This is a genomic window from Nocardia sp. NPDC004582, from assembly GCF_053602115.1.
In genome coordinates, this window is sequence record NZ_JBSGCY010000121.1 from 1 (window position 1) to 19,986 (window position 19,986).

The window sequence follows — 19,986 nt, forward strand, 5'->3', positions numbered from 1 at the left end:
GTCGGCCCGGCCGCCCCGGCGCCCGCTCCGAATGCCGTGACCGCACCGGGTGTTCCGGATCTGCCCGACGTCGCCGCCACGCTGGTGGCCGTTCGCGCCGCCCTGCACGATGCCCTACCCGATATCGTCACCGCGATCGACAGCGAGGGCAGGCTGGTCGGTGTGACGGCCGGGAGCCGGACCGGGACGGCGGGCGTGGTGAAGCGCCGGCTCGGTCGAATCGCACCGGCGCTCGGTGGCATCCGGCTCGCGGTCGGGGTGAGCGGCCGCCGGCCGGAGGAGCCGCTCGCGGGGACGGTGAGCGCGGCGGCGGCCGCGTCCACGGCGGCTCGTGAGGATGCCGAACCGGTCAGTGTTCGTGTCGCCGACATCGATTCGGCCGTCGGCCTGCTCACCGCCGTACCCGGTGGTCTGCAACGGCGTTTCGCGGAACGCGTGCTGGGTCCGGTGCTGGATTACGACCGGGTGCACGGGGCGGGCCTGCTGGAGACCCTGCACGTATTCCTCGGCTCCGACGGGTCGTGGCGGCAGGCCGCGGAGCGAATGCATGTGCACCCCAACACCGTTCGCTACCGGATCGGGCGGATCGAGGTGCTGACCGGGCGCGATCTCGGGCGGCTCGACGATCGGCTGGACCTGTACCTGGCGGTGCGGACGCTGTCGGGTCAGACCGCGCCGGTGTAGGGGTCCCAGGCGATTCCGGCGTCCGGCACGCCCTCGCGCAGGACGCTCGCTTGGATCAGGCCGTACGGGCGGTCGTCGGCGTGGAACACCTCACCGTTGTTGGGCACGCCGAATCGTCCGGTGTCATAGGCGAAGTGGTGCTTGTTGGGGGCGGAGAAGCGGATCTCCGCCAGACACGGGTACGCCCCGAGGGCGGCGCGGCCCATCTCGTACAGGGTTTGCTGCAAAGCCTTCGAGTGCAGGGTGGCGAAGGTTTCGATGAGGGCGGCGCGAATCCCGTGATAGGCCGCGTCCCAGTCGGCGGGCGGGGTGGCGAAGCGCCAGCGGGCGTCGAGACTGGTGGCGAGGATGCGGTCGTAGGCGGGTTCCAGGACGGTGAACGGGTCGGTCAGGAACCCCGCGAACTCCGAACCCGTGGATTTGAGGATCACCAGGTCCTTGACGCCGCCGATCACCCATTCGCGCCGGTTCGCGCCCCGGCCGCTCACTGTGACGGCGGCGGTCCGCACCTCCGGACCCACCCGCGTCCACGTGTGGTCGTGGCCGCTGCCGCCGACCGGAACCCGTTGCCAGGCATACTCTTCGATCTCGATGCGGGCCGAGGTCACCGGCTCGATCTCACCGGTGAAATGCCGGGCCAGCGCGAGCCCGTAGTCCTCGATGCCGCCGTCGCCGTGACTCTTGGCGTAGGTGTAGATGGTCTGCTTCTGTGAGTCCGTCGGCAGCACCGCGCCCTGATCGCCCACGGTGTGCGCCTCGTCGAACGCGCCGCGCAGGCACGAGGACACGTTCAGATCCCGGATCTCGTGCGCTCCGCCTCCCCGCGCTCGGGCGGTGTCGCGGTAGATCCGCACCACCCGGTTCTCGGCCTTCCCGTACTGGTGCGGGCCGAGCACGATCCGGCCGCCGGCTTCGCTCATGGTCGCCTCCCGTGGTCGTTGATCACTGTGCCCCACTGTGACCGACGTCGGCGGGCGCACACGCTGGTTCGGCGGACAAATCGCCGCACAACGTGACCGTGACGTCTGGCCGATCGGACAAAGGCCCACGCCGGGCGATCTACCTAACCTGACGAACAACCGACCCCGACGGAAGGCAGGGCCACCCATGACATCACCGCATCCCGTGGACACGCGGCTGCCCTGGCACCGCCTGCTGGTGTTCGGTGTGCAGCACGTGCTGATCATGTACACCGGATGCGTCACGGTGCCTTTGGTTTTCGGTGCGGCCGCCAAACTCGACCACACCACCATCGCCCTGCTGATCAGCGCCGACCTGCTGGTCGCGGGCATCATCACCGTGGTGCAGAGTCTCGGACTCGGGAGGCTGGCGGGCGCACGGCTGCCCATCGTCACCGGCGCCACCTTCGTGGCCATGAGCCCGATGATCCTGATCGCCAAGGACTACGGGCTGCAGGCGCTGTACGGGTCCATGCTGCTGGGCGGCGTCATCGGCATCGCGCTGGCCTGGCCGTTCGCGTCCATCGTGCGGTTCTTCCCACCGCTGGTGAGCGGCACCGTGCTGACCGTGGTCGGCATCTCGCTGATCGGGGTGGCGGGCGGTCTCGTCGTCGGCAGCGACCCGAAGGCCGCGACCTTCGCCGCGCCGTCCCGGATCGCCTTGGCGGCAGCGGTTCTGGTGGTGGCGCTGGTGTGCACCGTGCTGGGCCGGGGCGTGTGGTCGCAGCTGGGCGTGCTGATCGCCCTGATCGCCGGCATCGTGATCGCCGTCCCGATGGGGCTGGTCAAGCTGGACGGGGTGTCCCGCGCGGCCTGGCTGGGCGCGCCGCACCCCTTCCACTTCGGGGCGCCGCAGTTCCCGGTCACCGCGGTGGTCGCCATGACCATCGTGCTGGCGGTCGTGTTCGCCGAGTCCACCGCGAGCATGCTGGCCCTGGGCGAGATCACCGGAAAACCCTTGTCCCGCGCCGATGTGGCGCGCGGCCTGGTCGGCGACGGCCTGTCCGCGGTGCTGGCCGGGTTCCTGAACTCGTTCGTGGACACCGTCTTCAACCAGAATGTGGGCGCGGTCGCCACCACCCGGGTGCACAGCCGCTACGTGACGGCGGTGAGCGGCGCGATCCTGATCGTCCTGGGCCTGGTGCCGCGCTTCGGCGCCCTGGTCGCGACCGTCCCGCAGCCGGTGGTCGGCGGCGTCGGCCTGGTGCTGTTCGCCACCATCGCGGTCATCGGCGTGGACACGCTGCGCCGCGCCGACCTCACCGACCGGGTGAACCTGACCATCGTCGCCGTCTCGATCGGCGTCGGCCTGGTGCCGGTGCTGACCAAGGGCATGTTCGAGAAGTTCCCGTCCTCGGCCCAGATTCTGCTGAACAGCGGCATCAGCCTCGCCGCCGCGACGGCCTTCACCCTCAACCTGTTGTTCAACCACACCAGGCTCGGCGATCTCGCCCGCGGGCTTCAGCCGCAGGCGTTGACCCACTCCGAGAGTCCGTCGGCGAACATCTGACGCTTCCAGATCGGGACCTCGTGCTTGATGCGGTCCACGAGTTCGGCGCAGGTGGTGAAGGCTTCGGCGCGGTGGGGCGCGGCCACCGCCACCGCGATGGCGAGATCGCCGATGGTGAGGTCGCCGACGCGGTGCACGGCCGCGACCGGGAGCCCGGAGGACCGCGCCACCTCCTCGCACACCTTGCGCAGGAACTGCTCGGCCTGCGGGTGCGCCGAATACTCCAGCGCCGAAACCGATTGCCCGCCATCGTGATCGCGCACCTTGCCGGTGAACACGACGACCGCGCCGTGGTGCGGCCCGTCCACGGCCTGCTCGACCTCGGCCGGATCCAGGTCCTGATCGCTGATCCGCGCCAGCAGCTCACTCATGGGTGCCTCCTCCGGCCACCTGGGCCAGCAGATGTTCGAGCAACGGGTTCAGCACGGCGATGCCGTCCTGCACCCCGCCCGGCGAACCGGGCAGATTGATGATCACGGTGCGCCCGGCGAGCCCGGCCACGCCGCGGCTCAGCGCGGCGAGCGGGAATTTCGCGGTGCCCGCCTGGCGGATGGCGTCGGCCACGCCCGGCAGTTCCCGATCCAGCAGGGCGTGGGTGGCCTCCGGCGTGGCGTCGGTGGGGGAGGCGCCGGTGCCGCCGGTGCTGATGATCAGGTCCGGTTCGGTGGACAGCGCCTCCGCGAAACCGAACGCGATATCGGCGTCGGCGAAGACCAGCGGGCCGCGCACCGAGAACCCCTGGGCGGTCAGCCATTCGGCGAGCACGGGCCCGGTGGTGTCGATCCGGCTGCCGGCGGCGACACCGGTCGAGGCGACCACGACGGCGGCCGTGCGGCCCTCGCCCGCGCGGGGAGCCGTTGCGGCGGCGGGTTTTTCGTGACCGCCGTGCTTGCCGTGGTCGTGCTGCTTGCCGGGCTTGTGCCCGGCATGCTGCTCGGCTTCCGGCCGCACCCAATGTCCGTGCTTGCCACCCTCTTTGGTGACCAGCCGCACCCCGTTCAGCGTGGCCGCCGGGTCCACCGCCTTCACCATGTCGTGCAGCGTGAGGCCCGCGACCGCGACCGCGGTGAGCGCCTCCATCTCGACCCCGGTGGGCCCCTTGGTCTTCGCGGTGGCCTCGATGGTGATGGTGGTGTCGGTGAACCCGAAGCTCACGTTCACCGACGACAGCGCCAGCTGATGGCACAGCGGAATCAGTTCCGAGGTCTTCTTGGCCCCGTTGATCCCGGCGATACGGGCAGTGCTGAGCACATCGGCCTTGGGCATGTCGTCGGCCCGGACCAGCGCGATCACCTCGGCGGTGGTGTGCAGTTCGCCCGCCGCGACCGCGATGCGGGCGGTGTCGGCCTTGGCGCTCACATCGACCATGCGGGCGCGACCTTCACGGTCGACATGCGACAACTCACTCATGGGCACCACCTTGGCACAGTGAAATCAGGGTGTTCACAGCGGTCGGACCTCGACGATCGTGCCCGCGGGCACCTCGGTGGCGGCGGCCGGGATGTCGATCAGCACATCGGCGTGCGCCATGGCCGCGATCAGATGCGAGCCCTGACCCGAGACCAGCGCCACCCCGCCCTCGACCAGCTTGCCGCGCAGGAACTGGCGCTTCCCGGCGGGGGAGCGGACCGCCTCCAGCAGCGGCAGTTCCGAGATCACCAGCGCGGGCAGGCCCGCCAGCTCGCGCAGGACCGGGCGGGCGAAGACCTCGAACGACACCATGGTGCTCACCGGATTGCCCGGGAAGCTCAGCACCGGGACGCCGTCGACCGTGCTCAGCCCCTGCGGACCGCCGGGTTGCAGTGCCACCGGGCCGAATTCGCCGCCCTGGGCCGCCAGCACCTCCTTGACGACCTCGAAGTCGCCCATGGAGACGCCGCCCGAGGTGAACACCACGTCGGCCTCGGCCACCGCCTCGGCCAGCCGCCGCCGGAACTCGGCGTGCTCGTCGGTGGAATGCGCGACCGACACCACCTCGACGCCGTTGTCGGACAGGGCCGCGGCCAGCGCGATGCCGTTGGAGTTGAAGATCTGGCCCGGCAGCAGGGTCGCCCCGGCGGGCCGCAGTTCGTCGCCGGTGGTCAGGACCGCCGCCCGCACCCGCCGCGTCACCTCCAGCTCGCCCAGCCCGACCGCGGCCAGCGCCGCGATGTGCCGGGGCCGCAGCAGGGTGCCCGCCGCGGCCAGCAGCTCTCCGGCGCGCACATCGGTGCCGGGCTCGCGCACGAAATCGCCGGGGGCACGGCTGGTTCGGATGGTGACGGTGGCGCCGTCGGACTCGGTGTGCTCCACCGGCACCACGCAGTCCGCGCCCGGCGGCACGGGCGCGCCGGTCATCACCTTCACCGCGGCGCCCGGGGGCAGGGTGAGCTGTTCGGTGTTGCCGGCCGCCACCACGCCCGTCAGCGGCAGGGTCGCGGGCACGATCGCCACCGATTCGGCGGCCACCGCGTAGCCGTCCATGGCGGAATTGCGGAACACCGGCAGGTCCAGGGGCGCGTACACGTCGACGGCCAGGCGGCGGCCCGGCGCCGCGGCCATCGGGACGGTTTCCGTGCTCCGACCGGCCAGGGGCCGCAGGACGTCCTCGATGCGCCGGCGATGGTCGTCGACGGGTCGGGCCGGGGCGGTCGCGTGCCGGGAACTCATGCCGCTGAGCCTATACGCGGGCGAATCCTCCAGGCCGTGACCGGCTGATCACCGGGCCCGGCTCGTAGGAACCTACGAAGAGTTGCGGGCCCGGCAATAATGGTGCAATGACCGTGGTCGCGATGGGCATGCCCGCTGTGCGATCCGGGCGGCCCGATACCGACGGCCGCCCGGATACCCCCTTCCTGCTCGATCGCTTCGGCCGGGTGGCGCGGGACCTGCGCGTGTCCATCACCGAGAAGTGCTCGCTGCGCTGCACCTACTGCATGCCCGAGGAGGGCCTGCCCGCGATTCCGGCCGACGAACTGCTCTCCACCGAGGAGATCGTGCGCCTGGTGACCCTCGCGGTGCGCGAACTCGGCGTGCACGAGGTGCGTTTCACCGGCGGCGAACCGCTCATGCGCCGCGACCTAGAGCAGATCATCGCGGGATGCCATGCGGCACTACCGGATACGCCATTGGCCATGACCAGCAACGGCGTCGGACTCGAGCATCGCGCCCAGGCCCTGGCCGACGCGGGCCTGCAACGCATCAACATCTCCCTCGACACCGTGGACCGGGACGGCTTCCACCGCCTGACCCGCCGCGACCGCCTGACCTCGGTGCAGGCCGGGATCCGCGCCGCCATCGCCGCCGGGCTCACCCCGCTCAAGGTGAACGCGGTCCTCATGCGCGAAACCCTCGACGGCGCCGCGGATCTGCTGCGGTGGTGCCTGGACGTGGGCGCGGAACTGCGCTTCATCGAGGAGATGCCGCTCGACGCCGACCACGAGTGGGCGCGCGCCAACATGATCACCGCCGCCGAACTCCTGGACGTGCTGGGCAAGCGCTTCACCCTGGTCGAGACCGGTCGCGAGGACCCCTCCGCCCCCGCCGAACGCTGGCTGGTGGACGGCGGTCCCGCCACCGTCGGCATCATCGCCTCGGTCACCCGCAAATTCTGCGGCGACTGCGACCGCACCCGCCTCACCGCCGACGGCCGCATCCGCTCCTGCCTGTTCAGCGACCAGGAGTACGACATCCGCGCCGCCCTGCGCTCGGGCGCCACCGACGCCGACATCGCCGCCCTCTGGCGCGGCGCCATGTGGAACAAATCGGCCGGCCACGGCATCGACGCCGCCGGCTTCGTCCCGCCCACCCGAACGATGGGAGCCATCGGTGGTTGAGGTCCGTTATTTCGCCGCGATCGCCGACGCCGTCGGCAAGGACAAGGAAACCCTCGCCCTCCCGCCCGGCGCCACCATCGCCGACCTCCGCACCACCCTCTCCGCCGCCTACGGCCCCGAACTCGACCCCATGCTGAAGGTCTGCGCCTACCTCATCGGCGACGAATTGACCCGCGACGCGTCCACCCCGCTCTCGCCCCGCGTGGACGTCCTGCCCCCGTTCGCCGGCGGCTAGCGGCCGCGCGTCGAGCCCGGCCGCGCATCGCAGCGAATTGCGCTGCCGGGCGCTAACATTCGCCGGTCCCCGCACGTCGTCGCCAGGAGACCGATCCGAATGACGCAATCGCCGCAACCGACACCGCGACCGACCCAACCCGCGATCCGGCCGCATCCCGCGTTCGCGCAGGTCCAGCAGGCCCGTGCCGCCAGCCTGCAGTTGCGGGTGGCGGACTGGATCACCAAGTTCGCGGGCTCGATGACCTTCGTCTACATCCACGCCATCGGTTTCGCGGTGTGGATGCTGCTGGTCGAGAAGAGTCCCTGGCCCACGCTGACGCTGGTGGTCTCGCTGGAAGCGATCTTCCTGTCCACCTTCGTGATGATCGGCCAGAACCGCCAGGCCGATTTCCAGCAGGCCAAAGCCGACCACGACTTCCAGGAACAGGAACTCGAGCTCAAGACCAATACCGAACTGACCCGGGCCATCCACGCCATGACCTCGGAACTGCACCGCCGCCTGGTCGAGGACCCGGATCAGCAGAAGGGCTGACGCAGGCGGTCGACCACCGCGGTGACGCCCGCTCGCCGCATCTCGGGGTCGTCGACGTCCAGGCCGCGCAGCACCTCGAACCAGGGGCCGAGCCGGTGCCAGTGCACGGCGCGGGCGCGGATCTCGGGGGTGACACCGTAGGCGTGGGCGACCGCGTGCGCGAATGGCGTCGGTGTGCCGAACAAAGCCCAGGCGAAGTCGACGGCGGGGTCGCCGAGGTGGGCGTCGCCGAAATCGATGACGCCGCTCACCCGGCCGGCTTCGGCCAGGACGTGTTCCGGGCCGAGATCGGCGTGGACGACGGTGTCGGCGGGAGTGTCCAGGATCGCGTCCAGCAGCGAGACGGCGGCCGCGGTCGATGAATCCGGAAGCAGCGGAAGGACTTCCCGGCGGCAGCGGGTCACGGCCCAATTCCGTTCCCGGTGGGCGTGTCCGGCCCCGGGCAGGCCCAGCTCGATCGCCTCGGCGGGCGGGGTGTCGTGCAGGGCGCGCAGGAACCGCCCGATCGCATCACCGTTCTCCGGCGGGTAGTCCGCGATCGGCTCGCCGCGAATCAGCCGGTGCCGCACCACCAGTGGTGCCGCGGTGACCACCGCCGGAATCGGGATGGGCAGCGGCAGCCGGGGCGCGAGCCACGGCAGCAACCGGGTCTCCCGCAGCAGCTGGGCATCCACCTCCGGCCGCCGCGGCCGCCGCTCCACCCAGTGCTCATCCACCAGGGTCGCCGAACTGTCCCACCCATTGTCGCCGTCGAAGTTCACGCCTCGACCCTAGGAATCGCGGGGGATTACTTCCACCGAGTATCGAACGCGGTCACGAGGACCGCGCTCATGTCGGGCGTGCGGCTCGGTTCAGCGCCACCAGGTGTCGAGCGGGGTCACAGGGACCGCGCGCTTGTGGCGGGTGTTGAGGAAGATTCGTTCGAGCTTCTCGGAGACCTCGGGGCCGACGTCCTTGCCCTCGAGGTAGTCGTCGATCTGGGAGTACTTCAGGCCCAGGGCTTCCTCGTCCGGGAGTGACGGGCGGTCGTCCTCGAGGTCGGCGGTGGGGACCTTCTGCCAGACGCTGGGCGGCGCGCCGAGTTCCTGGAGCAGGGCCGCGCCCTGGCGTTTGGTGAGACCGGTCAGGGGGGTGATGTCGACGCCGCCGTCGCCGAACTTGGTGAAGAAGCCGGTGACGGCCTCGGCGGCGTGGTCGGTGCCGACGACCAGGAGGTTGAGCTGGCCGGCGATGGCGTACTGGAGCAGCATGCGTTCGCGGGCTTTGATATTGCCGCGCACGAAGTCTCGCAGGCGGGGCTCCTCGTGCAGTTCGACGATGCCGAGGGCGGCCTCACCGGCGGCGGCGTCGGCGCTGGGCTTGACATTCACCACGACCGACCGGTCGGGCTGGATGAAGCGCAGCGCGATCTGGGCGTCCTCCTCGTCGAACTGGACGCCGTAGGGCAGGCGTGCGGCCACGAAGGTGGCCTCATGGCCCTCGGCGCGCAGTTCCTCGGTGGCCAGCTGGCACAGGCGACCGGCGAGGGTGGAGTCCTGCCCGCCGCTGATGCCCAGCACGAACCCCTTGGCGGGCGTGGACCGCAGATAATCCTTGAGGAAGTCGATGCGTCGCCGCACTTCGGTTTTCGGTTCGATCGACGGCAGGACGCCCAATTCGGCGATGATCTGTGCGCGCAGGTTCCCCATGGGCACACTCTACTGAACGAGACCGCCGCCGCTACCGATCGGCGGGCGCGGTCACCTGCCGGACCAGGGTCTCCCAGTGGTCGCCCACCTGCTCGGGCGTATACCGCAGCTGCCGGATCTGGTGCAGCACCAGCCCGGCGTCCAGGCTCGCGAGCAGCGTGTCGGCGGTGAGCCCGATGTCGCCGGGCGCCCCGGCCTCCCGGAGCAGCAGGGAGACATGGGTTTTCGCGATGTTGTAGGGCGGCCCCGCGTACTGCCCGCCGATGGCGGCGTTCTTGCGCACATCGCCCTCGACCTCGACGGTGGCCAGCCGGGCCCGCCCGTAGGCGATGAGCCGCTCGACCCCGGGCGCGCCCGGCCCCAGCGGCGGCGGCCCGAACATGTAGGCCCACTGCAGTTTCTGATCGGACTGGTCCAGCAGCGCCAGCATCAGCCCGGCCCGATTGCCGAAACGCCGGAACACCGTGCCCTTTCCGACCCCGGCCAGTTTGGCGACCGCGTCCATGGTGACCGCGTCCGCGCCCTGCTCGCGCACCAGCGTCTCGGCGGCGTCGAGCAGCAGTTGCCGGTTGCGGGCGGCGTCGCTGCGCTCGTGGCTGCTGCCGGGCATGAGCAGCGGGACCGAATGCGGCGGGGGCTGCTGGGTGCCGACGGGTTCGATCGGGAGGGCGATGTTCGGCAGTGCCGGAACGACGTCATCCGGTGATGTGTCGCGTGTCACAGGCTGTCTGCTCCTACCCGGGAATGTAAGCGGACTGGGGTCCGGTTACAGTCTATCGAAAGATCCGCCGCTGTATCAGTAACCCTTGGAGTGATCATCATGTCGCAGACCCGCATCGTCGTTCTGGTCGGAAGCCTTCGCGCCGCGTCGATCAACCGCCGCCTGGCCGAGGCCGCCGTGCAAACCGCTCCCGAGGGCGTCGAACTCGCCATCTACGGAGGCCTCGGCGAGATTCCTTTCTACAACGAGGACCTCGACGTCGAGGGCCAGGTGCCGGCCGCCGCGCAGGCGCTGCGTGACGCCGTCGCCGCCGCCGACGCCGCGCTGCTGGTCACCCCCGAGTACAACGGCACCCTGCCGGCCGTGCTGAAGAACGCCATCGACTGGGCCTCGCGGCCGTACGGCGCGGGCGCGCTCAAGAGCCTCCCGGTCGCGGTGGTGTCCGCCTCCATCAGCGCGAACGCCGCCAAGTGGTCGCACGACGACGCCGTGAAGGCGCTGGGCGTCGCGGGTGCGGAGGTCGTGAAGGAGGCGTCGCTGAACTTCGGCACCATCGGTTCGCGCTTCGTCGAGACCCACCCGGCCGACGACGCCGAGGCGCTCACCCAGCTGGCCGCCACCGTGCGCCTGCTGGCCGAGGATGTCAAGGCTCGGGCAAACGCCTGACCCAGCTCGCGATCACTCGCTGAATACAGCGCAAGGCCACGGCTTTTCAGCCGTGGCCTGCCGCTTTTCTCGGACAATTCGGGCTACCGTCTGTCCATGAAGTTATCAACGGGCAACTCTGTGTGGGGCCGTTGTTTCATGGCGGTCACCCTGGCCGCGTCCGCCGCCTCGATGGCGGTGGGCAATGCGGCCGACGCGACGGCCGAGTCGTACGCCTCGGATGTCTCCGACCTCTCCAACGCCCGCCTCTTCCTCGGCAACTGGGCCGGGTACGTGGTGAAGGGCGATTTCCGGGAGATCAGCGCCACCTGGGTGCAGCCCGAGATCGAATGCCGCAATCCCGGCGTCCTGCAGCGGGTCGTGCCGTGGGTGGGCCTCAATGGCGCCACCGGCCTGGACGGCCAGGTCGCGCTGCCGCTCATGCAGACCGGCGTCGAATCCCTGTGCGCCAGTGACGCCGCCGTGTACGCGGCGCTGCCCGGGCTGCAGGTCGAATCGGTCGCCGCGGGCCTGGCCTACGCCGATCCGCATCTGGCGGGGACGGTGATGAACGCCGGGGGCAAGATCTCCGACGCCCTGGGCGCGGCCGCGGACGGGCTCTGCTCATTGGGCGTCTTCGGCGGATTCTGCCGCCCGGAGAAGCAGGTCGACGCGTGGTGGGAGAGCTACCCCGACGCGCCGGTGACCTATGACGACGTCACGATCAACCCCGGCGACACCATGCGTTCCACGGTCAGCTGGGATGGCGGCCGCTACGTGATGACGCTGGAGAACCGCACCGCGCGCTGGTCCCGCACCACGGTCGCGCCCTCGGCGATACCGGCCCGCACGGCCGAGATCGTGGTGGAGGGTCATCTCGACGCCGCGCTGCCCGGCTTCGCGCCGATCACCTTCACCGAGGTCGCCATCGACGGGCGCCCGTTGTCCGATTACGACGCGCAGACCTACGGCATTCCGGCCACCAATCGGTTGCTGGCGCCCGGTCCGATCGAGGGCGGGTCGTTCACGATCCGCTAGGACCGGGGGCGATGCCGCGACACGCCGGGGCGAGCGGTCGATCCGGAATCGGTCGCTCGTCTCGGAAGGATCGCGAACCGGGTGGTCGCTCGAGTCTCCTGTGACTCGTGAGAAGGGTGTTGATCAGCGGGGATGGTGTGTTTGCTGGAAATGAACTGAATGCCGAAATTGTGATGTGGGACTCAGTCGTGTCGAGTTGCGAATCGAGTGTCCAGGTACTTACCCGCCCGGAATTTCACCTTTGTGAGTCGCAACATGTCGTGTTGTATGAGTTTGTCGGCCACTAGGTGTAGTGTCTTGGGAGCTGGAAGGCCACCAGGGCGAGACCTCGATCACGGGCCGGTGACCAGGAGCTTCGGCTCCGCTTCCAGGGGTTTGCGCATTTACTACGTGGATCTTGTTTCAGGTGTGCACTGCAGACAGATCAAGGCTGAGGAGAAGGGGATACCAATGACCATCACCGTTTACACCAAGCCCGCTTGTGTCCAGTGCAACGCGACCTATCGCGCCCTCGACAAGGCTGGTGTCGACTACAGCGTCGTCGATATCTCCGAGAACCCGGAGGCGCGCGACTACGTGATGGCCCTGGGTTACCTGCAGGCCCCCGTCGTGGTCGCCGGGGATGACCACTGGTCCGGCTTCCGCCCGGACCGCATCAAGGCGCTGGCCGACGTCGTCGCCGTCGCCTGACGCTTCCGTCAACGGTCAGGAGATGACCGATATGCCGAGTGAGACACCGAATCTCGTCTACTTCTCGAGCGCTTCGGAGAACACTCACCGCTTCGTCGAACGGCTGGGCCTGCCCGCCGTCCGCATACCGCTCCACACCGCCGACTCGCTTCGCGTCGACCGTCCCTTCGTGCTGATCGTCCCCACCTACGGGGGAGGTCGGCACGTTTTGGGTGGGCAGCGATCCGACAAGGAATTCGTGCCCCGCCAGGTGGCCAAGTTCCTCAACGATCCGCACAATCGCGCCCTGCTGCGCGGCGTGATCGCGAGCGGCAACACCAACTTCGGCGATACGTACTGCTATGCGGGAGAAGTGATCTCACGTAAGGCAGGGGTTCCGTACCTGTATCGCTTCGAACTCATGGGAACTGCTGAGGACGTCGAGCGCGTCCGCGAGGGATTGGGAATCTTTTGGCAACGACAACCGCACCGGTCGGAAAGACTGCCCGCGTAGAGCGCCCCGTCAGCGGCGACTCCGCGACCGAGGGACTGGACTACCACGCCCTCAACGCCATGCTCAACCTGTACGGACCCAATGGCGAGATCCAGTTCGACAAGGACCGGGAAGCCGCCCACCAGTACTTCCTGCAGCACGTCAACCAGAACACCGTCTTCTTCCACAACCTCGACGAGAAGCTCGACTACCTCGTCAAGGAGAACTACTACGAGACCGAGGTGCTCGACCAGTACTCGCGCGCCTTCATCAAGGGCCTGTTCCAGCAGGCCTACGCCAAGAAGTTCCGGTTCCCGACCTTCCTGGGCGCGTTCAAGTACTACACCTCGTACACGCTGAAGACCTTCGACGGCAAGCGCTACCTGGAGCGCTTCGAGGACCGCGTGTGCATGGTCGCCCTGACCCTGGCCGCCGGTGACGAGACCCTGGCGGGCGAGCTGGTCGAGGAGATCATGGACGGCCGCTTCCAGCCGGCCACCCCGACCTTCCTCAACTCGGGCAAGAAGCAGCGCGGTGAGCCGGTGTCCTGCTTCCTGCTGCGCATCGAGGACAATATGGAGTCCATCGGCCGCTCCATCAACTCCGCCCTGCAGCTGTCCAAGCGCGGCGGCGGTGTGGCCTTGCTGCTCAGCAATATTCGCGAGCACGGCGCGCCGATCAAGAAGATCGAGAACCAGTCCTCCGGTGTCATCCCGATCATGAAGCTGCTGGAGGACTCGTTCTCCTACGCCAACCAGCTGGGCGCGCGGCAGGGCGCGGGCGCGGTGTACCTGCACGCGCACCACCCCGACATCTACCGCTTCCTCGACACCAAGCGCGAGAACGCGGACGAGAAGATCCGCATCAAGACGCTGTCGCTGGGTGTGGTGATCCCGGACATCACCTTCGAGCTGGCGAAGAAGAACGAGGACATGTACCTGTTCTCGCCGTACGACGTGGAGCGCATCTACGGCGTGCCGTTCGCCGACATCGATGTCACCGAGAAGTACTACGAGATGGTCGACGACAAGCGGATCCGCAAGTCCAAGATCAAGGCTCGCGAGTTCTTCCAGACCATCGCCGAGCTGCAGTTCGAGTCGGGCTACCCGTACATCATGTACGAGGACACCGTGAACCGGGCCAACCCGATCGCGGGCAAGATCACCCACTCCAACCTGTGCTCGGAGATCCTGCAGGTCTCGACCGCCTCGGAGTTCAACGACGATCTGTCCTACGCCAAGGTGGGCAAGGACATCTCCTGCAACCTGGGCTCGCTGAACATCGCGAAGACCATGGATTCGCCGGATCTGGCCAAGTCGGTCGAGACCGCGATCCGCGCGCTGACCGCGGTGTCGGACCAGACCCACATCTACTCGGTGCCCTCGATCGAGCAGGGCAACAACGAGTCCCACGCCATCGGCCTGGGTCAGATGAACCTGCACGGCTACCTGGCGCGCGAGCGGGTCCACTACGGCTCCGAAGAGGGCGTGGACTTCACCAATATCTACTTCTACACGATCGCCTTCCACGCCATCCGGGCGTCGAATCTGATCGCGCAGGAGCGGGGTTCGTACTTCGGCGGCTTCCCCGAGTCGAAGTACGCCTCCGGTGAGTTCTTCGACAAGTACACCGAGCAGGTGTGGGAGCCGGCCACCGAGCGGGTGCGCCAGATCTTCGCCGACGCCGGCGTCCACATCCCGACTCAGGACGACTGGCGCGAGCTCAAGGCCTCGGTCATGGAGCACGGCATCTACAACCAGAACCTGCAGGCCGTGCCGCCGACCGGTTCGATCTCCTACATCAACCACTCCACCAGCTCGATCCACCCGATCGCCTCCAAGATCGAGATCCGCAAGGAAGGCAAGATCGGCCGCGTCTACTACCCGGCCCCCTACCTGACCAACGACAATCTCGAGTACTTCGAGGACGCGTACGACATCGGCTACGAGAAGGTCATCGACACCTACGCCGCGGCCACCCAGCATGTCGACCAGGGCCTGTCGCTGACGCTGTTCTTCAAGGACAGCGCCACCACCCGCGACGTCAACAAGGCTCAGATCTACGCCTGGCGCAAGGGCATCAAGACGCTCTACTACATCCGCATCCGGCAGATGGCCCTCGAGGGCACCGAGGTCGAGGGCTGCGTGAGCTGCATGCTCTGACCTCTGGTTCGATGAAGGGGCGTCTCCGGCCTGTCGCCGGGACGCCCCTTCGTCGTGTGTGGCCGATCCCACGTTTGCGGCGCGCTCGATTGTGAACTCTCCAGAGAGTGTTCCGCGACCTGTCGGGCGGCGCCCGGGCCTGGTTACGCTCGCCGTGGTTCAGGGCATCGGTTCCTCCGGATTGCGCGGTTGATGCCGGAATCGGAAAACGCATCGGTACAAGCGTTTTGGAGGTGAGTCGCAGGACCCGCCGGGCGCACAACCTCGCACCCGCCCGGTGGGTTCTCACGATATCGCGCGCCGCGTGAGGAGTTGCCTTGTTGCACTGGATGATTCGACATCCCCGACCCGGGGAGCGGTGGTGAGGCGCCGTATGGCCGCCGGATTCGCGGCCACGTTGGCGCTGGTGGCGAGCGCACCGGTCGCCGCCCACGCGGCCCCGCCCGGCCCGATCGCGTCCCGGGCCGCCGTGACGCGCGTGGATCAGGTCGGCGCGCGCTGGGAACGGGTCGAGGTGGCCTCGGCCGCCATGGGGCGCGCCGTCACCCTCGATGTCCTGCACGGTGCGGGCGACGGACCCCGGCCGACGCTCTATCTGCTCGACGGCGTGGACGCCGAGGGCGTGTCCGACTGGCTCACCAAGGGCCACGCCGCGGACTTCTTCGCCGACAAGCCGGTAGACGTGGTCTTTCCCGCCGGCGCGACCGGCAGCATGTACACCGACTGGCAGCATCCCGACGCCGCGCTCGGCTGGAATCGCTGGGAGACCTTCCTGACCGCCGAACTGCCCGGTGTCATCGAACCGTATCTGCGCTCGGACGGCCGCCGCGCCATCGCGGGGGTGTCCATGGGCGCGCAGGGCGCGATGATGCTCGCGCACCGGCATCCCGGATTCTTCAAGGCGGTCGCGGGCTTGAGCGGCTGCTACTCCACCGTCGACGGACCGGGTAGCGCGGTCACCGCGGCCACGGTGGCGTCGCGTGGCGGCAATATCCTGAATCTGTGGGGCCTGCCGGGCACCTTCGATTGGCTGACCCACGACAGCACGGTGGGAGCGGAAGCCTTGCGCGGCACGGTGATCTATCTGTCGGCCGCCTCCGGGGTGCCCGGGGCGCCGGATCTGAACGAGGTGCTGAGGTCGCCGGATCGGCTGGCCTCGCTCGGCGCGGCCGCGGGTGGCGTGGTGCTCGAGGCCGGGGCCCGGGTGTGCACCGAGCATTTCGCGAAACGGTTGAGCGACTTGCGAATTCCCGCCACGGTGCATTACGAGCCGACCGGTATTCACGCGTGGGAGGATTTCTCCGCCCAGCTGGGCCCGGCCTGGGATGCGCTCGCGACGGCCTTCGCGCCCGCGTCCGGGCCGTAGCGGGACCGCCCGGACGTCAGGGGGCGCACGGGATCTCGGTGCCGGAACCCGTATCTCGGTGCCGGAACCCGTATCTCAGTGGCGGAACCCGTATCGGGGCAGTCGCCGCAGTCCGGGCCGGATCCGGTTGTCCACGGTCACGGCCAGGCCGACATGGACGGCGGCCACGGTGAAGTCCGAGGCTTCCTCCCAGGTGGCCGCGTATTCCATGGTGAGTTCGGCCCCGTCGTCGGGTCCGCCGAGGTAGACGGTGATCCGGTGGGTGAGCGCGTCCATAGTGCTGCTCCTCGAGATCGGGCGGGGAGAAACGCGGGCCGGCCGCTTCGCCGGCTCGCGCGTCTCTGGCACCGAAGGTAATCGGATTACCGTGCGCGGGAACGTGTTCCGGTTCGCGCTTGGAGATGTCACAAGCGGCACGCGCGAGTTGTTGTTACGCGTTGGAACAGAAACAAACTCGGCTCGGACTTCGTCGCGCGCTCACAAACCGCACCGGACCCGATTGTGACTATTCGGAAGGTTCGCTCACCCCTCTGGCCCGGCGGGACCGCCGTTCCTACGCTGCCCCGCATGAGGATTCGTGTACCGATCGCGGTGATCGGCGCTCTGCTCGTGACCGTCGCCACCGGATCGGCCGCGGCCCAGCCGCTGCTCGCCACCCCGGACCCGGACCCCTTCTACGCCGCTCCCGCCGATATTGCCGCCCACCAGCCCGGCGACGTGCTGGCCACCCGCGCCATGCCCGCGCTGCCCAGCTTCCCGGACAGCGACATCACCCTGATCAAATTCCGCTCCACCGACTCCACCGGACACCCCATCGCGGCCACCACCACGGTGATCTCCCCGCGCCGCCGCGTCGCCGACGCGCCCGTCCTGTCCTTGCAGCAGATCGTGAACGGCCTCGGGGCGCAGTGCGCGGTCTCCCGCGAGCTCTACACCAGCGACCCCAACCTGATGATCCGGGAGGCCCCCGGCTGGAACCTGGTCCTGCAGCGCGGCTGGACCGTGGCCCTGCCCGACCACCTCGGCCCCCGAATCGCCTACGGCGCGGCCAAACTCGGTGGCCAGATCACCCTGGACGGCCTGCGCGCGATCCAGCGGGTGCCGGAGTTGCGGGTCGAGCACAGTCCGCTGGTCATGGCCGGCTATTCCGGCGGCGGTATGGCGACCGCGTGGGCGGCGGCGCTGGCCGCGTCCTACGCCCCGGACCTGCGCATCGCGGGCGCGGCCATGGGCGGGGTCCCGATGAACCTGGTGTCGATGATGGAGGGCCTGGGCATGAACCGGCATCCGGCCTTCGGTCTGGCGCTGGCGGCGGGCCTGGGCCTGGAACGCGAGTACCCGGACCGCTTCCCGCTCTCCGATCAGCTCAACGACCGCGGTCTCGCCATCCGCGACAAGCTGGTCAACAGCTGCACCAACGACATCCTGAGCGCGGGCGCGGGGCAGGGCGCGCTCGACGTCGCCAAGACGACGATCATGTCCGATGACCCGCGGGCCCGTGCCGTGGTGGACGAGAACAGCGTGGAGCTGTATCCCGGCGTCCCGAATATGCCTGTCTTCGAATGGCATTCGCCCATCGACGGGCTGATCCCGATCAATGCCGTCGTGAACACCGTGCGCCGCTACTGCGCCGCGGGCACGAAGGTGTGGTCCGAGCAGGTGCCGGTGCCCGACCATCTCACCGCCGCCGTACTGGGTCTCCCGGCCGCCTACGCCTGGATGGACGCCCGCCTGCGCGGCGAGCCCGCGCCGACGAACTGCTGAGGGCCGATCGGAACCACGGACGGCCGATCGGAACCGCTGGGCCTCAGCCCGCCTGATAGGTGCGCGCCACCAGCGCCGAACGCAGATACCAGAGACCGGACGGCTGGGTCGGATCGAATCCGGTCAGCTGTCCGATCCGTTTCAGCCGGTAGTCCACGGTATTGGTGTGCACGTGCAGCATGCGGGCGGTGCGCTGCCGGTTCAGGTTGTTGCTGATGTGGGATTGCAGCGTCTCGAGCAGTTCGGTGTGCGCGTCCAGCGGATCCAGCAGCGACCCGAGGTGGTCGCGGCCGGGACCGGGCCGGGTCAGCTGATACTCCAGGGCCAGTTCGTCGAAGCGGAACAGGCCGCGCACCAGGCGCAGCCGGTGCACCATGTCGAGGAGTTCGTGGGCCTGGTCGGCGGCGTCCGGAATCTGTTGCGGCGTGGCCGGAACCAGCGTCGCGGTGATCGGCACCCGGGCGGCCCGCGACAACTGCTCGATCAACTCGTCGAGCTGATTCTCGGCGACCTCGGTGGCGGGCACCAGCAGGGTGCCGCCGTCCACGCTGAGCAGCGACAGCACCTTGTCGGTGTGGCGGGTGGCCAGTTCGGCCTGCACCCGCCGCAGTTTGCGGCGGGCCACCACCGTGCCGTCGACGGTGGGGGAGTCCTCCTCCGGATGTTCCGGAATGGCCAGCGCCAGCACGTGATACGTCTCGGCGATCTCGATGCCGCACTCGCGCGCCATGGTGGAGGTGCTGTGCCCGCCCAGCAGCGCCGAGGTGAGGGTGTGCACGGCGGTGTGGTGTTCGCTCACCACCGAGCGCAGTTCGCGCACGTAGGCCATGGCCACCGCCGAGGTCATCCGGTCGAGCAGTTCCACCACCAGCTTCGCCCCGCCGACGATGTTGTCCATGTCGGCGGCCGCGATGACGAGGGTGACCTCGCCGTCCTCGTCCTCGCGGCGCACGTGCCGGGACAGGGCGCTGGCCATCACCAGCTCCGAGCCGATCTTGAAGCCCTCGTGGATGGCGTGGTGGATGGTGTCGATCGGGATGCCCTCGCGCGCCCACTGCGCGGCCGCCTCCTCGAGGCGCTTGGTCTTCTCCGGGATGTCGCGCCCGTCGAGCATGCCGACCGCCAGCTCCAGGCAGGTGCGGGTGATGACGGTGACGTCGCCGTGGATGGCGTCGCCGGGCAGGGTGCCGCACGGCGCGACCGTCTCCACGAAATGCCCCACCATGTGCTGGGCCACGCCGCGAACATCCTTGAGCGGCGACGAGATCGGCGTGCCCGACACGGTGAGTCCGGTCCGGGCCGGAATTCCCACGGCCATCCGTGACTCCCTTCCACCCCCGGGTTGCGCCCCGTGCGGGACCTGAAACGCTAACGCAGGCCGTGTGTCCGAACGGCCGGATCGATCCCTCCCTGTGATGCACAGTAATGCGCACCGGGCGGCGTTGTGACTTCTCACATGCGCCAGGCGGATTCGGTATGACCGCCCGGCCCGACCGGACGGACGCCGCACCGTGGTCGGAGCGGGAACGCGGCGGCTCGAGAGTGACACCGCGGCACTGTGCCGAAACCGGTTCCGGCCGTGACATTCCTGTCTGCCCGCCTGGACACCCCGCCACCCCGCGGCTCGGTCCGCCCGCGGGCCGCTCGCCTAATGGCGCGCGCCGACCGGACCGCCCACGGTGATGTCGGCCGGCGGCAACCAC

Annotated in this window: 21 protein-coding genes; 12 read left to right on the forward strand and 9 right to left on the reverse strand. The window is 69.0% G+C overall.

Annotation, left to right across the window (positions count from 1 at the left end; translation table 11 throughout):
• Positions 1-684 (forward strand): PucR family transcriptional regulator (locus ACWELJ_RS26485; protein WP_452368842.1); only part of this gene is annotated, 684 nt, incomplete at its 5' end.
• On the opposite strand, the gene pucL is transcribed toward ACWELJ_RS26485, so the two are convergent.
• The gene (pucL, locus tag ACWELJ_RS26490) at positions 666-1,604 is read right to left on the reverse strand and encodes a factor-independent urate hydroxylase (RefSeq protein WP_452368843.1); all 939 of its coding nucleotides are present in this window, start codon (positions 1,602-1,604) and stop codon (positions 666-668) included. The two genes, ACWELJ_RS26485 and pucL, sit on opposite strands and share 19 nt — an antisense overlap.
• Before the next feature lie 187 nt (positions 1,605-1,791).
• On the opposite strand from pucL, the gene ACWELJ_RS26495 reads away from it, so the two are divergent.
• Entirely contained in the window at positions 1,792-3,153 is a 1,362-nt protein-coding gene (locus ACWELJ_RS26495; RefSeq protein WP_452368844.1) for a uracil-xanthine permease family protein, read from the forward strand.
• On the opposite strand, the gene ACWELJ_RS26500 is transcribed toward ACWELJ_RS26495, so the two are convergent.
• Genes ACWELJ_RS26500 through ACWELJ_RS26510 form a run of 3 tightly spaced genes read right to left on the reverse strand, consistent with a single transcriptional unit; the run spans position 3,105 to position 5,802 of the window.
• Positions 3,105-3,524 carry a molybdenum cofactor biosynthesis protein MoaE gene (locus tag ACWELJ_RS26500; RefSeq protein ID WP_452368845.1) on the reverse strand — a complete coding sequence of 140 codons (420 nt, stop codon included), beginning with the start codon at positions 3,522-3,524 and terminating at the stop codon, positions 3,105-3,107. The two genes, ACWELJ_RS26495 and ACWELJ_RS26500, sit on opposite strands and share 49 nt — an antisense overlap.
• Positions 3,517-4,563 carry a bifunctional molybdenum cofactor biosynthesis protein MoaC/MoaB gene (gene moaCB, locus ACWELJ_RS26505; RefSeq protein WP_452368846.1) on the reverse strand — a complete coding sequence of 349 codons (1,047 nt, stop codon included), beginning with the start codon at positions 4,561-4,563 and terminating at the stop codon, positions 3,517-3,519. The genes ACWELJ_RS26500 and moaCB overlap by 8 nt, the downstream gene beginning before the upstream one ends.
• Positions 4,564-4,596: 33 nt before the next feature.
• A complete protein-coding gene (locus ACWELJ_RS26510; protein WP_452368847.1) occupies positions 4,597-5,802 on the reverse strand; it encodes a molybdopterin molybdotransferase MoeA in 1,206 nt (401 codons plus the stop codon).
• 107 nt (positions 5,803-5,909) lie between these two features.
• Here ACWELJ_RS26510 and moaA point away from each other — a divergent pair, with 107 nt between their 5' ends.
• The 3 genes from moaA (at position 5,910) to ACWELJ_RS26525 (ending at position 7,737) form a co-directional block, all read left to right on the forward strand.
• Positions 5,910-6,968, forward strand: coding sequence for a GTP 3',8-cyclase MoaA (gene moaA, locus ACWELJ_RS26515; protein WP_452368848.1), 1,059 nt, complete (start codon positions 5,910-5,912; stop codon positions 6,966-6,968).
• The gene (locus tag ACWELJ_RS26520; RefSeq protein ID WP_452368849.1) at positions 6,961-7,203 is read left to right on the forward strand and encodes a MoaD/ThiS family protein; all 243 of its coding nucleotides are present in this window, start codon (positions 6,961-6,963) and stop codon (positions 7,201-7,203) included. Before moaA ends, ACWELJ_RS26520 begins: the two co-directional genes overlap by 8 nt.
• Positions 7,204-7,302: 99 nt before the next feature.
• Positions 7,303-7,737, forward strand: a complete 435-nt coding sequence (locus ACWELJ_RS26525; protein ID WP_452368850.1) for a DUF1003 domain-containing protein — start codon at positions 7,303-7,305, stop codon at positions 7,735-7,737.
• Here the strand turns inward: ACWELJ_RS26525 and ACWELJ_RS26530 are convergent.
• The 3 genes from ACWELJ_RS26530 to ACWELJ_RS26540 all read right to left on the reverse strand — a co-directional run bounded on the left by ACWELJ_RS26530 (position 7,722) and on the right by ACWELJ_RS26540 (position 10,035).
• Positions 7,722-8,498: a phosphotransferase gene (locus ACWELJ_RS26530; protein ID WP_452368851.1), complete on the reverse strand. Its 777-nt coding sequence runs from the start codon at positions 8,496-8,498 to the stop codon at positions 7,722-7,724. The two genes, ACWELJ_RS26525 and ACWELJ_RS26530, sit on opposite strands and share 16 nt — an antisense overlap.
• A 90-nt stretch (positions 8,499-8,588) precedes the next feature.
• Positions 8,589-9,425 (reverse strand): ammonia-dependent NAD(+) synthetase, encoded by an 837-nt coding sequence (gene nadE, locus ACWELJ_RS26535; protein WP_452368852.1) that lies wholly within the window; start codon positions 9,423-9,425, stop codon positions 8,589-8,591.
• A gap of 31 nt (positions 9,426-9,456) precedes the next feature.
• Positions 9,457-10,035, reverse strand: a complete 579-nt coding sequence (locus ACWELJ_RS26540) for a TetR/AcrR family transcriptional regulator (protein ID WP_452368859.1) — start codon at positions 10,033-10,035, stop codon at positions 9,457-9,459.
• 210 nt (positions 10,036-10,245) lie between these two features.
• Between ACWELJ_RS26540 and ACWELJ_RS26545 the strand changes: the two genes are divergently transcribed.
• The 6 genes from ACWELJ_RS26545 (at position 10,246) to ACWELJ_RS26570 (ending at position 16,519) form a co-directional block, all read left to right on the forward strand.
• On the forward strand, positions 10,246-10,812 hold the full coding sequence (locus tag ACWELJ_RS26545) for an NAD(P)H-dependent oxidoreductase (RefSeq protein ID WP_452368853.1): 567 nt from the start codon (positions 10,246-10,248) through the stop codon (positions 10,810-10,812).
• A 96-nt stretch (positions 10,813-10,908) separates the two neighbouring features.
• Positions 10,909-11,829 (forward strand): G1 family glutamic endopeptidase, encoded by a 921-nt coding sequence (locus ACWELJ_RS26550; protein ID WP_452368854.1) that lies wholly within the window; start codon positions 10,909-10,911, stop codon positions 11,827-11,829.
• 450 nt (positions 11,830-12,279) lie between these two features.
• A complete protein-coding gene (locus ACWELJ_RS26555) occupies positions 12,280-12,519 on the forward strand; it encodes a redoxin NrdH (RefSeq protein WP_326311887.1) in 240 nt (79 codons plus the stop codon).
• A 31-nt stretch (positions 12,520-12,550) separates the two neighbouring features.
• The gene (gene nrdI / locus ACWELJ_RS26560; RefSeq protein WP_452368860.1) at positions 12,551-13,012 is read left to right on the forward strand and encodes a class Ib ribonucleoside-diphosphate reductase assembly flavoprotein NrdI; all 462 of its coding nucleotides are present in this window, start codon (positions 12,551-12,553) and stop codon (positions 13,010-13,012) included.
• 59 nt (positions 13,013-13,071) lie between these two features.
• Positions 13,072-15,153, forward strand: coding sequence for a class 1b ribonucleoside-diphosphate reductase subunit alpha (gene nrdE / locus ACWELJ_RS26565; protein WP_452368861.1), 2,082 nt, complete (start codon positions 13,072-13,074; stop codon positions 15,151-15,153).
• A 361-nt stretch (positions 15,154-15,514) separates the two neighbouring features.
• The gene (locus ACWELJ_RS26570) at positions 15,515-16,519 is read left to right on the forward strand and encodes an alpha/beta hydrolase (protein ID WP_452368855.1); all 1,005 of its coding nucleotides are present in this window, start codon (positions 15,515-15,517) and stop codon (positions 16,517-16,519) included.
• Between the two features lie 75 nt (positions 16,520-16,594).
• Here ACWELJ_RS26570 and ACWELJ_RS26575 read toward each other — a convergent pair whose 3' ends face one another.
• On the reverse strand, positions 16,595-16,795 hold the full coding sequence (locus ACWELJ_RS26575; RefSeq protein ID WP_452368856.1) for a hypothetical protein: 201 nt from the start codon (positions 16,793-16,795) through the stop codon (positions 16,595-16,597).
• A 291-nt stretch (positions 16,796-17,086) separates the two neighbouring features.
• Between ACWELJ_RS26575 and ACWELJ_RS26580 the strand changes: the two genes are divergently transcribed.
• Entirely contained in the window at positions 17,087-18,283 is a 1,197-nt protein-coding gene (locus tag ACWELJ_RS26580) for a lipase family protein (protein ID WP_452368857.1), read from the forward strand.
• 43 nt (positions 18,284-18,326) lie between these two features.
• Here ACWELJ_RS26580 and ACWELJ_RS26585 read toward each other — a convergent pair whose 3' ends face one another.
• Positions 18,327-19,601: a PucR family transcriptional regulator gene (locus ACWELJ_RS26585; protein WP_452368858.1), complete on the reverse strand. Its 1,275-nt coding sequence runs from the start codon at positions 19,599-19,601 to the stop codon at positions 18,327-18,329.
• Positions 19,602-19,986: the final 385 nt, after the last annotated feature.